At 48.8% G+C, this 12,192-nt stretch carries 7 protein-coding genes and 2 CRISPR repeat arrays; of the genes, 3 read left to right on the top strand and 4 right to left on the bottom strand.

Going from position 1 to position 12,192, the window contains the following annotated elements; all coding sequences use genetic code 11:
* Window positions 1-17: 17 nt before the first annotated feature.
* On the top strand, window positions 18-1,214 hold the full coding sequence (locus NST23_RS05480) for an MFS transporter (protein ID WP_445662486.1): 1,197 nt from the start codon (window positions 18-20) through the stop codon (window positions 1,212-1,214).
* 190 nt (window positions 1,215-1,404) lie between these two features.
* Here the strand turns inward: NST23_RS05480 and NST23_RS05475 are convergent, their stop codons facing one another.
* Window positions 1,405-2,094 (bottom strand): response regulator, encoded by a 690-nt coding sequence (locus NST23_RS05475; protein ID WP_173600155.1) that lies wholly within the window; start codon window positions 2,092-2,094, stop codon window positions 1,405-1,407.
* Window positions 2,095-2,186: 92 nt separating this feature from the next.
* Between NST23_RS05475 and gvpC the strand changes: the two genes are divergently transcribed.
* Window positions 2,187-2,279, top strand: a complete 93-nt coding sequence (gene gvpC / locus NST23_RS28405; RefSeq protein WP_173598131.1) for a gas vesicle protein GvpC — start codon at window positions 2,187-2,189, stop codon at window positions 2,277-2,279.
* A gap of 247 nt (window positions 2,280-2,526) precedes the next feature.
* The gene (locus NST23_RS05470; protein WP_340963288.1) at window positions 2,527-4,488 is read left to right on the top strand and encodes an AraC family transcriptional regulator; all 1,962 of its coding nucleotides are present in this window, start codon (window positions 2,527-2,529) and stop codon (window positions 4,486-4,488) included.
* Between the two features lie 158 nt (window positions 4,489-4,646).
* A CRISPR array of direct repeats spans window positions 4,647-5,341; the repeat unit is 37 nt; unit sequence GTGCTAATCCCGAAGCTTTCCACTAAGCTTTCGAACT.
* Window positions 5,342-5,692: 351 nt separating this feature from the next.
* Here the strand turns inward: NST23_RS05470 and cas2 are convergent.
* From cas2 to cas12b, 3 genes are read right to left on the bottom strand one after another with little or no spacing between them, the layout of a single operon-like run.
* Window positions 5,693-5,986, bottom strand: a complete 294-nt coding sequence (gene cas2, locus NST23_RS05465; protein WP_122962683.1) for a CRISPR-associated endonuclease Cas2 — start codon at window positions 5,984-5,986, stop codon at window positions 5,693-5,695.
* Between the two features lie 2 nt (window positions 5,987-5,988).
* A complete protein-coding gene (gene cas4g/cas1g, locus NST23_RS05460) occupies window positions 5,989-7,635 on the bottom strand; it encodes a CRISPR-associated endonuclease Cas4g/Cas1g (protein ID WP_340963286.1) in 1,647 nt (548 codons plus the stop codon).
* A 45-nt stretch (window positions 7,636-7,680) separates the two neighbouring features.
* Window positions 7,681-11,007, bottom strand: coding sequence for a type V CRISPR-associated protein Cas12b (gene cas12b / locus NST23_RS05455; protein WP_340963283.1), 3,327 nt, complete (start codon window positions 11,005-11,007; stop codon window positions 7,681-7,683).
* 253 nt (window positions 11,008-11,260) lie between these two features.
* Window positions 11,261-11,880: direct repeats of the CRISPR family, unit length 36 nt; unit sequence GTGCTAACCTCGAAGCTTTCCACTAAGCTTTCGAAC.
* Between the last annotated feature and the right edge of the window lie 312 nt (window positions 11,881-12,192).

The following is a 12,192-nucleotide window of genomic DNA, read 5'->3' as shown; positions in this document are numbered from 1 at the left end:
AGTTAGTGGGGAAAACCATGAAAAGGAACAACAACCCAAACTGGTCTTTAGGTTTAGTCTTGTTTAATTTATTTATTGCGTACGTCGGAATTGGCCTGGTCGTTCCGGTCATGCCGTCCTTTGCCCATGAGTTGAACCTGAGCGGAGAAGTCGTGGGCTACCTGATTTCCGCCTTTGCCTTCGCCCAGCTTCTCGCCTCGCCGATTACGGGCGTCTGGGTCGATACGTTTGGCAGAAAGAAAATGATTGTCTTCGGCCTGTTCTTGTTCGCATTCTCGGAGCTTATGTTCGGATTGGGCAACCAGGTCTGGATTTTGTTTTTGTCGCGAATTTTAGGCGGAATCAGCGACGCTTTCATTATGCCAGCTGTCATCTCTTACATTGCCGATCGCACTTCGCTGGAAGACCGCGCTCGCGTGCTGGGCTATCAGGCTGCCGCCATCAGCGGCGGTTTCATCATCGGTCCCGGACTGGGCGGATTCATCGCAGAGCTGGGGATACGCGCTCCATTCTTTTTCGCAGCCGGATTTGCCGGCATCGCCGCCGTTATCTCGCTGTTTGTCCTGGAAGAGTCGCTGACGAAAGAACAAATGGCAAAAAATAAAGCGCAAAAAGTGAGCGTCAGCTTCATCGGTGAGATCAAAAAATCGTTCCGCTCGATCTATTTTGTGCCCCTGTTGATTGTGTTTGTGCTCTCTTTCGGCCTTGCCGCATACGAGATGATGTTCAGCCTGTTTGTTGATGCCAAATTCGGCTTCACTGCCAAAGATATCGCCGTCATCATTACCGTCGGCTCCGTTTTCGGCGTAGTTGCCCAGATCGCTTTCTTTGAGAAGCTGGTGGACAAGTTTGGCGAGAAAAACATGATTCAAACGACGCTCGTGACAGCCGCGCTGTTTATTTTTGCGACGGTCTTCATCAACAGCTATTGGGGAATCATGGTCGTCAGCAGCATCGTGTTTTTTGCCTGCGACTTGCTGCGCCCTGCTGTAACCACGCTGCTTTCGAAGATGGCCGACGAGGACCAGGGCTTTGTCGCCGGGATGAACTCCACCTATACAAGCCTCGGAATTATTGTTGGTCCCGCAGTCGGTGGCATTTTGTTCGACTGGAACATCAACTTCCCGTACATGTTCGCCGCTGTCGTGCTCTGCGCTGCCTTTGCGCTGTTTGTTTATTGGAAAAACAAGCTGCGAGCGCCAGCGCACGGGTAAAAACACTTGCGCAGCTGCGGAAGCGAGCGGATGTCGGGCTATCTCGGTTATTGCACGGCTTGGTTTTAACATGCTGTCGCTTTGTTACTACTGGACATGGAACTGCTTGTTTCTAGACACGGCACCGCTCGTTTCCAGCGGTGTTTTTTCTTTTCGCTGAGAACTGATCTCCCACTCGCTGCTACAGGCGCTACTCCTTCGCCCCCTGCTTTTTTCGTCTCCCCGGTCGGAGGCTTGGCGTAAAGAGTCCTCTTTCGTAAGCATACCGAACAAGCTGCGTCCGATTTTTCAACCGCAGCTTGAACAAAAGCTCCTTGAACTGCTTCCTGACCTCGTTCTCGGAAAGCAGCAACTCTTCCGCAATCTCACTGTTTTTATACCCTTTGCACAGGCAGCCGAGCAGCGCCATCTCCGTCGGATTCAAGCCAGGGCGGTTGAAGTGGCACGGCTTGTCTGCCATAAATTCCTGCAAAATATGATAACCCAGCTCACGCGGCATCGGCGCATCATCTATCAGCACAGAGCGCAAATATTCGTGCCGCGATGCGGGATGCAACGTCTTCAGCAAGTACCCTTGGGCACCGTATTTCAACGCTTCAAAAAAGCATTGCACATCCGTCGAATCGGACTGGACGATAACTTTGCTGCCAGGATTTTGTTCCTTGATTCGCGCAATCGCCTGCCATTCATCCTGATCCTGCAAATTCAAATCAATCAGCACTGCTTTTGGCGCAAACTTGTTGGCCAGCACTGCCGCTTCCGCAGCCGTATCGGTTTCAGCCACGACCTGAAACCCGCTATCCAACTGAAGCAGTCGCCGCAACTGCTCTCTTGCCTCCCGGTTGTGGTCTGCAATCAATACCGTAATCATCTCTGTCATGTTAGTTTCACCACACTCCGCTTTTTCTTAATCCTACTCCTGTCGAGACTGCTCCGAAATGCCCCAATCGGGTCATATTTCGTTAAGAAGCGATGACAATTCCATGGCAAAAAGTTCACAAAGAGCGAACAGCAGTTTCACATAAAAGCCAACAACAGCTCCATGCTTTTCGCGAATTTGCCTGAATAATCCCTTGCTGATGCACCTGTCCCGGTTGATGCCGCTGCATGCAGGGACAAACCGAAAAAGGGAGATTTCGTGTGCTCCGCTTTCTTTTATCGCTCTTGCGCCTGCTCTGATCCGATGTGCCGACCTCTACTAGCTTTCCTCACCCTTTTCAAAGGACGCGTCCCAATTTCTCTTTGCGCCGCGAAACCAACTAATTGTATAATGGGCACGCAATAAATCCGTTTATAAATGAGGTGACAACCCTTGCCTCTTGATTTGCACCAGGATGAACATATTCAACTATGGCAACATGCCGATATTCAAATGGTTTCGATCCAAAGGCATACACTGGCGGCAGGCGCCAAAGCCTTTTCATTCTCTTTTCCCTCAAACGGCTTTCTCTGCACAAGCATAGGAAGCGCCCTGATGCTTTTCGACAACCAGATTTACTCCGCACATGGCATGCAGGTGTTTCATGCAGCCGCCAAAAGCTGGGTTGAACTGAACGCTGGCAAAGATGGCCTGGACTTCAGCCTGGTGCTGTACGAAGCTAGTGTTAGCCGTGCTGCTCCTGCCAAATTCGAAGCGCCTGTACATTCTCGTAAGCATTCATTCCACATGCCCTATTCCTTCACTCCTGCCCAGCCGACTCTGTTGTATGACATCTTGGAACAGATGCATGACTTGTCGCGCCAACAGCATGCGATGGCACAGTTTCAACTAAAAGCGCAATTTTATCAATGGATTTATCAGGTCGTGAAGCAATACCACTCACAATCGCCTGCGCCCCGGACGACGAGCCCGGTCGAACTGGTGACAGAAGCTCTCGAATACATGCTGGACCATTACGCCGAGCCATTGACGCTCGAATCGTTGGCTTCCGCGTTGAATTGCAGCCAGGGGCATTTGTCCAATCGCTTCAAGCAAGTATTGAACCGCGGCCCGATTGATTGCCTGATCCGCTTGCGGATGGAAAAAGCTCGCAAACTGCTGGCAGAAACCGCTATATCGCTAAAGACGGTTGCTACGGCAGTCGGTTATCAGGATGTGTACTATTTCAGCCATGCTTTCAAAAAACATTTCGGTTTGCCTCCCAGCCTGCTGCGAAAACAGCTTGCTGCAAATGAAAATCTTACATCCGCAGCAGGAAGAAATCACATTGTTGCTCCAGATGGGACATGTTATTTTGATAATGATAATTATTATCAAAATAACGACGGAGGGTCAAGTCACATGTTTATAAACAAAATGATGGTGCCCGCCAGCTTATTGTTAGCATTTGGTCTGCTGCTCGGCGCATGCGGCAGCAATCCGACCGAGTCGGCAACTGGCAACAAAGGCGGCAGCGCAACGGCAGCTTCACAACCCGCTGCAACAGCAGAGAACGATACCAAGCCTGCAACCCGCATCGTCTCCACATCGATGGGCGATGTGGAAATCCCAGCCCATCCGGAGCGGGTCGTAACGGATTTCTACATGGGATATTTGCTCGCGCTAGATATTAAACCTGTCGGGTCAAACGGCATCTTTATGAAAAACCCGTATTTGGCGGATCAAATTGCAGGCATAGTAGATGTCGGCGACAGTCTGGAGGCAATCCCGGAGCTGAAACCGGATCTCATCATAACGGGGGATGCCAAGAAGTATGAAGCTTATTCCAAAATTGCACCGACGATCATGTTCCCCAAAGCCTCCGATCTCCGCGACGAGCTGAAGCAGTTGGGCATTATGCTGAACAAAGAAGCCAAAGCGGACTCATTGGTGCAAGACTTGGACAAACAAGTCGAATCAACCAAGAAACGTATTGACCACATTGTAGGAAAAGACAAGACCGTTACTGTTTTTGACGGCGGCGCTGTCAAAACGCTTATCCTTTACGGCAACGCCTTTACCGGACGAACAATCCATGGCGAGTTGGGTCTGCCAATGAACGAAAATGTAAAACGCGACATCGACCCGAAAGTAGGCTGGCTGCAAATTTCCAGCGAAGTCATTGGAAAATACGCCAGCGATTATATTTTCATGGCTGTCGATGCCAAAGCCGAGTCATTTGATTACGCGAATGATCCAATCTGGAACACCTTGGATGCCGTCAAACAAAACCATCTGTACGAAATTGACGGTTACCGCTTCTATTTCTCTGATCCGATTTCTGTGATGGGGCAACTAGAGGATATTGCCGATATGATGGAGGAGAGGGAAAAGGCTAGTGTTAAGCGGGGATAGTGGTGGTGCTGGAGACTTCGGAGTTTTGCCGTAGGCTTGAAGAACAGAAAGATGCCCCTAACGTTGAGTAGGGGCATTGTTTGTTATGCGGGGATTGAATTTTTTACTGAGTTTTCGACAGGCAAAAACGAGTATAACGTCAATGGAACGGTGATATTGTGCTGATTTTGAAGCTTTCCACTAGGCTTTCGAACTTCATAGTCATTGCTATGCCATATACCAGGACATCCGTGCTAATCCCGAAGCTTTCCACTAAGCTTTCGAACCTAAGCCAGCAATAGCCTTTTTGGGCAAGGTTCCGATCGTGCTAATCCCGAAGCTTTCCACTAAGCTTTCGAACTGTAGCTTGGTAGGTCATGGTTACCGGCTGTCGTGTGTGCTAATCCCGAAGCTTTCCACTAAGCTTTCGAACTTCGTTGTTCGGATCAATGTTTTGTAATAACGTCGAGTGCTAATCCCGAAGCTTTCCACTAAGCTTTCGAACTGTTGGTTGTGAGAATGCGATTCAGCTCTTAATGGGTGCTAATCCCGAAGCTTTCCACTAAGCTTTCGAACTCAAAGGCACCTACCTCAAAAGTAGCTCTGCTATTAGCGTGCTAATCCCGAAGCTTTCCACTAAGCTTTCGAACTACAAGTCCCGTCAAGCCAAAAGAAATGGATTCCGGAGTGCTAATCCCGAAGCTTTCCACTAAGCTTTCGAACCGCCGTATAGCGCGTGGCATCCAGCGTTTTGTGATCGAGTGCTAATCCCGAAGCTTTCCACTAAGCTTTCGAACCACACAGTAAGTTGAGACTCAATGTACCGCTCAATCATCAGTGCTAATCCCGAAGCTTTCCACTAAGCTTTCGAACTCCTTCCTTGCCGAAACCTACAACAACAAGGCTTGAGCAGGGCTTTTTCGAGCGCCAGGAATTTCAGTATCCCTTTCCCCGTCTATGCACTCATTTCCAATGCACAATCGTTCAAAAAAGCCTACTCTCACAAGGATTTCGAGCATCTCCAGTGATTTTTGAGCTGCGGGGATGCTCGAAAATCAAGCGCACATACTCAGTGGAACTTCGTGACTATTCGTGGTAGCCGCCCTGTAATGGAGGACGACAATGCACACGCACGAAATTAAAGCAAATCGACATACGGCCTCTAACCGTCGACTATCATCATTGTACTGTTTTCGCCTTGCCTCAACAACACACATCCACTTTCCTAGTAGATAAATTTAGTTAAGTCTCGCGGGAGGAACTCTCTTCCGACCGTGGCAATTCGCTTATCCAATTGGTCCTTGGTCACCGGGCCGATTTTTACAAACATGACCTGATCTTCTGCATGATGAATCAGCTCAGCCAGACTGACCTTCAATTTGACTTGCTGAATCTCTGTCAACTGACATAAGAACACGGAATATTGCACATGTTCCCCCTGTCCTTTCATCAACTTGAAAACCTTTCGCCATCGCTTCTGATCCGAAATATCGTAGCTCACCAGTACAAAATGTCTCATTTTTACCTCGTCATGAGCGGCGTATATTCAGCCAACTCGCCATCAAGGTATCTGGCCAAAAATCTTGCTTCCAGCTCAAGCATCCTCCGATAGCTTAACTTGTAACCGAACTGTGGATGTGTCATTGCTTCATTTAACCGTCTTTCGTAAGCGGAAAAATATTTCTGCCGACCGCCCTTTTTCAAGTAACAGCTATCTTTTCCCCAGTAAAAATCATCCGGAGTGAGTTCTTTTGTATTCAAGGCGCGAATCGCTACGCTATCAGCGATCAATGCCCGATACGGTTCCATCAGATCAAGCGCCAAAGCTGGCCTCCCCGCTTCCATTGCATGGAAAAAACCAAACAGCGGATCGAGTCCTACATTGACACAAGCCGTATAGACATCTCTTGAGAGCAATGTATAGCCTAGCGACAAAAGAGCGTTAACCGGGTCTTTCGGCGGACGCCGATTGCGTCCATTCATCATGGCGATGCCATCAACCATTGGCTCCGCAAGCATCGTGGGAAAAGACTGCATATACAACTGCGCCGCTCGTCCTTCAATTCCTCTCGCCATGTCAAGCGATTCGGCGCCAAGCACCCGCTCCCGCAGCTCTTTCAATTCTTTTAAAACTGATTTTTCCGGACTGCCGTTTCGCCTTAACATGGTTCGTTGATTGGAAATCTTGGCGTAGATCACTCGCCTGGTAAGCGCAAGTGCAACTGGCGGCTCTTGAAAAGCACCGAACTGTTTGACCCTCGTCCGAATATTTTTGGTGAGCGGCGGAGAAGTAATTCCAGCTAATGTACCATGTGTCGTCAAATAACTGACATGGATGCCACAATTCATTAAGGTGTGTAGAAGTTGCGTGGAACACTGGACGTTTCCCATCAAGCTCACGTGCACCAAATCCTTGATCGGGATTTCGTCAAGCTTTTCCCCTTTTAACGTAATCGTCAGACACTCGCCCGACCTTCCCAACGTAGCCCCTGGCTCTGCAACATACAACATTCCACCGTCTGGACGACTGGGAACAATTTTTCTGATATTTGCACTGACCCCTGTCAAGTAATTCGTCTCATCAGGCATGCAAACGTAGTTTAGCGAGCAGCGGAAGCATTTTTTCGAATCTTGCAAGGGCGGCGGCATGTCTGCATCTTTAAGTTCTTGCGCCTTTTCAATAAAACGTCGGGTAACGCTGATCAAGTCCTGGGAAAATTCAATCTGCACTTTCTTTTTGTTCCCACGATAGTACAAATAGCCATAGTCCGATTCATAGCCATTTGAGCGCAGCAACAAGCCTTGGGCACATAATTGAATCTGGTCATTGGGCCAGGCAGAGCCATCCAATTCATATTCACCTACAGAGAACGTATGCCCGCCATCCGGTGCCGACGAGTGCTTGCCTTCCACAGGAATCCACTGGTTGCCTTGTTCAACACAAACCGCATCCAGCTTTCCGGTAATGCCAAGCACCGGGTCACCGAGATTCAGACTATATGGTGCTTCTCCCCACAACTCTTCGGGAGCCATTTTGTTTTTGCGCAAATTTGTCTCCGCACGCCTGTGCTGTGCAGCTCCTTCGATCGTGTCTGCACTTTCTTCAAACAGCCCTTGCACATGCATGATATGGTACAGTCGCTCGCAATACTGAATTTCATTTAACATGCGTACAGGTATCCAGGACAAGCCACACACTCTCCTTGAACACCTTTACCGAGTCTTCATCAAAAACCTCTCCCGCAATTTCCCGTACAGACGCCTTTTTACCTCACTCCAAAAATCTTTCTGGGTACTCCAGACAAATTCAGGGAAAAAGACTCCGCTAGGATCGCGGAACAATGTACGGTATGTGCCTTTCGCCTCTTCCGCTTCCTCGATGATTTCCTGGAAATCTTCCAGTTGTTCGGGCGACTCAGACTCTTCTGTAAAGGTTGTTTTACCTTTCAGCTTGGCCTGGCTATCCCAAACGTATACGTCTTTCATGACTGTATCCGTTTTTTTCACAAAAAGACCTTTTCCCAGCTTCGCCTGCACCGATTTGGTCTTAGGAATGAGATACTCTTCCTCACCTCGGATAAGGACACGGCAGCTTACCTTGAACAGCTCATTGTATCGCTGCCAAAAACGCTTTTGCAGATTCTGCGCCGCATTGATATCTGCCTGGAGTAATACTACCTCTTTGTCTCCGCTTCCGTTTGTCAAGGTCACGAACCATTCTCCACTGTCATCCGGAACAATGTCGCCAGGTCTTAACTGTTTCACTTGCTCTTCCGTCAAAAACTGCTCGCTGATTAATCTTTTCTGTAAGTTCTCAAAGCGTCTGCCCTGTAAATCATGGCCACTCACCATTTTGCACCGAATGCCCGGCGTTCCTGTCTTGGCGTGAAAACGAGAGGAATATTCCGCCCGGACATCGCCAATCTGAATCCCGTATGGCTCCGCCTGCATATGAACGTATTTGGGAATGCTGCGATGTGCCCATTTCATCAAGGTGGAATTTTCTTTTGTCGAACGATCCATGTGAGAACGGTACTGACTCAGGTTTTCAAACAGGATGACCTGACAAGCCGGATACTTGGCGAACCACTCCAATTTCTTTTCGTCGTATACATATCCCAAAGCAGTCATGACGATGGCGTGACTTAACTGCTTCAACCGATCCTCTTTTACATTTTGGATATGCGTCAACAGGCGCTGGTGGCTGGTATGTCCTTGTTCAAAGCGGTTGATTTCCTGCGGATTTCTCGTCCTGCGGCTCCAAGAAATCAACAGCTTGCGCAGACTGTCCAATTCTTCTATGCTCCACATGCTCAGACCTGCGATGCCTTTTCGCTCGTCAGCATCAAAGCGTTTGCGCCATGCCTGAACGACTTTTCCTACATGCTCCTCTGCTTTGCGGTGTATTTGTACCACCGCTTGCTCCCAGCCGCCTTCCTTCTCACGTAAAGCATCTGTCAGGTCGCAGACGATTCCGTTCCAAAAAGTCCGGTCTGTTTGATCGAGCAGCGACTTTTGCTTCTCAAGCGCTTGACTCAAATGATCAAGCTCATCCGCTCGTTCTCTGTTCTGTTTCTTCGCCATGCGTATGACTTGGGACAATATTCTGATCTGAAACCTCACTCGTCTCTGCTGATCCTGCCTCTCGTCCCGTTTTTCCCTCACCTGTTTTTCTACCTGCTCACCAGGCAGTTTCAACATATAGCTCCGCTTATGGACAGCAACGAGCGGGGTTCCTTCAATCCAATAGGAAAAACCAGCCGCATTTGCATCGTTGCTCTCTTCTACAGAAAAAATGGAAGTTGCCGCAGCAGTTCGCAGCCCAAGGTCTATACTCATCACACGGAACCCGGATTCCAGCGATTCCACCCCGGACGAGTGGTTCTGCGAAGCCTTCATCCATTCAACAAGCTCCTCTGACTTGTAAGTAGTGACCTTTGGAAACTCATTGGGACGGCGAACGAGTTGCAACACTTGTCCATATGGCGACTGCAAACGGCCATTTTTCACTTCTTGCAAAGGTTCGAAATCGATGACAATGTTGAGATAGACACTGCCAATCTCCCCACCCTCGAAGTCTTTTTCTTCCTTTTCTAAATCGCCTCTTTCCAGCTGTAGCTTTGCTCCCCCCAAATGTCCGCTAAACGTCGATCCTGAACCCTTATCCTTAAACTCGATTTCTTGCTTGCCTTTGTCGTTTTTCTGCAACGTCACCTGTTGGTAAAACTGCCTGGACAAAGCCAGCTCGACCTCGACGTCCTGCTTTTCCATCCATCCGGATTCGTTTGGCCAGATCAGTTGACTAAACGTCACAAAACGCCTGCTTCTGGGGTTGTCTGCTTCCGCCGTCAAATAATAATCTTGCAAATTTCCTCCGCGAGCGTCGAATCGCACCCACAGTGGATGCTTCCTGGCATCGGGCAGTGTCATAGTAGCGTTTTGCTTGGCTTCTTCCAAACGCTTCTTCAGCTCATTGCGTGCAACAAAATAATGGATGCGCTGCGGATTCCCTTTCCAGATCAGGTGGTGCTCCTCTTTCATCAGGTACTGAAAGAAATGGGCATCGCCAAATCGCCCCCTCAGCCGCTGCTGCACACGTTTGAGCGCCTCTCTGTATTGCTCGTGACTGGCATTGGGGAGAACTGTCGACCATTGCTCGTACAGTTCGTTCCAGCCTTTCATTTGCCGTTTGGTAATCCGATACTTGTCGTTAGCAGCGGTCATGTTTTCTATTAGCTCTTGCTCCCGTTGTTCTTCGTATTGCTCCAGCAAGCTGATCCATTCCTGGCCACCTTCCAACTGCTCGTTCAATTGGGTCATTTTTTCTTGCAGCTTGGAATATTCCTCCTGAACGCGCTTGTTCCAGCTCTCCCAACTGAGCAGTCTTTCAATCGCCTGTTGCAGCATGTCCCTGTCCCAGGTGCGCACAAACTGATTGGACTGAAGCGGTAGCCATGCGATGTCTGCTACGGTGTTCGTATACAGTGGAAAAATCGGCCTGATTCCGTATTCTTCCAAGGTGGTAATTACGGAAGCGGTCGGATCTTCTTCGCGTCTTTTTTTCCACTTTTCATAATCCTGCTCCCAAGTCGGGTCGTTGGCTTCTTTTTTCTTCTGCCAGGTCGGCTTTGCGCCTGCCTTTGAGGTACCTTTGCCGCCTTCGCTGTTCGGATCAACTAGCGGGCTGAGGAATTTTCGGCTAATGATCTGGGCGTCGCCACTTTGCCCAATCGAGGAGGGAACAAGCAGTTCATATAGTTGCCGCAGAGCTTCGAGCGCCTTGTCCAATGGGAGCGCTTGCGTATTTTTATCTGCACGATTTTGTTGTTGCTGTTCGCGTATGTGACGAACCAGCTCTTCTTGCAGTTCTTTTTTTGTCTGTCCGCCAGTGCTCTCCTGACGAAAGAGCAAGAGCATTTTCATATAATAAGCGACGCCTTCATTTAACAGCCGATGCGTTCGCCATATTCCTTTTCGGAGGTTTTGGGCTTCAGGGCCTGTATGCGTCTTTAGCTTCAGCTTGATACTACGGATTGCCATGGCTGTGCCTCCCGGTTTGATTTTGAAAAGAGTTGGGCATGATTTTTATTTATTGTAAATCATTTTCATATTTTGGGGTAATAGGAAAAAGCCAATTCCACTGTTTCTAGATGAATTGGCTTGTGTTCTGATGAACCGTGAAGTTTTCTACTGGGGATTCGAAGAGCCGCAAGATGTATTTAGATATGCACGTGCTTGTTTCAAAGTTTTCGAATGGACTGGCCGTTTGGTGCTGGCTTCATCCATCCCCGTGGTGCTAATCTTGAAGCTTTCTACTGAGCTTTCAAACATGGTCGATGGCGACGAGTGGTCAGTCCGAAAGCTGTGCTAATCTCGAAGCTTTCCACTAAGCTTTCGAACGCCCAACATATCGAATGAGTGTAACGTCATTGCCAAGTGCTAACCTCGAAGCTTTCCACTAAGCTTTCGAACACAGGTCTGCGGTGGTCTGGTACTTGGAGTGACCGTGCTAACCTCGAAGCTTTCCACTAAGCTTTCGAACTTTGTTGTGATATTCACTTTCTCACCTCCTTACCCAAGTGCTAACCTCGAAGCTTTCCACTAAGCTTTCGAACACTTGGCTCGGGACTTCATTAGAATGGGCTTTCACCCAGGTGCTAACCTCGAAGCTTTCCACTAAGCTTTCGAACTTCCAAGACTGGCGCATATAGTCTCCACCCTCACACAGTGCTAACCTCGAAGCTTTCCACTAAGCTTTCGAACTGCGTAAAGCGGCATTAGAGCAATATCAGGAATGGAGCGTGCTAACCTCGAAGCTTTCCACTAAGCTTTCGAACATATCTATGGTTTGATGACAACTTTCAAAGCGTTGTCACAGTGCTAACCTCGAAGCTTTCCACTAAGCTTTCGAACTCCTGTCTTACCAATCCCTACAACCGCAAGCGTTCCCGCACTCTCTTTCGAGCAGCCCATTTTCTCGGTTGTATTCTGCCTGATTTCACGGAGACTCCAGTCGTCCAAACTGGCTTTGCGCCTACTCTCCCAACGTATGCGAGCATCCCCGGAGCTTTTTGGGCTGAGAGGATGCTCGCATCGTTGTTTTCGAAAGCTTAGTGGAAAGTCGAGATTATCCGTGGGAGTAGACTTGTGGAGGGTCTACATTTGCACACGCACGGAAATCGGCCTGTTGCCTTTAGCATGCGACCGATACGTTTATTTTATATA

This window comes from Brevibacillus sp. FSL K6-0770, from assembly GCF_038000275.1.
Classification (GTDB): domain Bacteria; phylum Bacillota; class Bacilli; order Brevibacillales; family Brevibacillaceae; genus Brevibacillus; species Brevibacillus parabrevis.
This window is presented reverse-complemented; position numbering and strand designations above follow the sequence as displayed.

Coding starts and splice junctions, on each gene's coding strand:
- NST23_RS05475 (WP_173600155.1), bottom strand. CDS start 2,094: ATGACAGAGATGATTACGGTATTGATTGCAGACCACAACCGGGAGGCA.
- cas12b (WP_340963283.1), bottom strand. CDS start 11,007: ATGGCAATCCGTAGTATCAAGCTGAAGCTAAAGACGCATACAGGCCCT.
- gvpC (WP_173598131.1), top strand. CDS start 2,187: ATGACAATTCCATGGCAAAAAGTTCACAAAGAGCGAACAGCAGTTTCA.
- cas2 (WP_122962683.1), bottom strand. CDS start 5,986: ATGAGACATTTTGTACTGGTGAGCTACGATATTTCGGATCAGAAGCGA.
- cas4g/cas1g (WP_340963286.1), bottom strand. CDS start 7,635: ATGTTAAATGAAATTCAGTATTGCGAGCGACTGTACCATATCATGCAT.
- NST23_RS05480 (WP_445662486.1), top strand. CDS start 18: ATGAAAAGGAACAACAACCCAAACTGGTCTTTAGGTTTAGTCTTGTTT.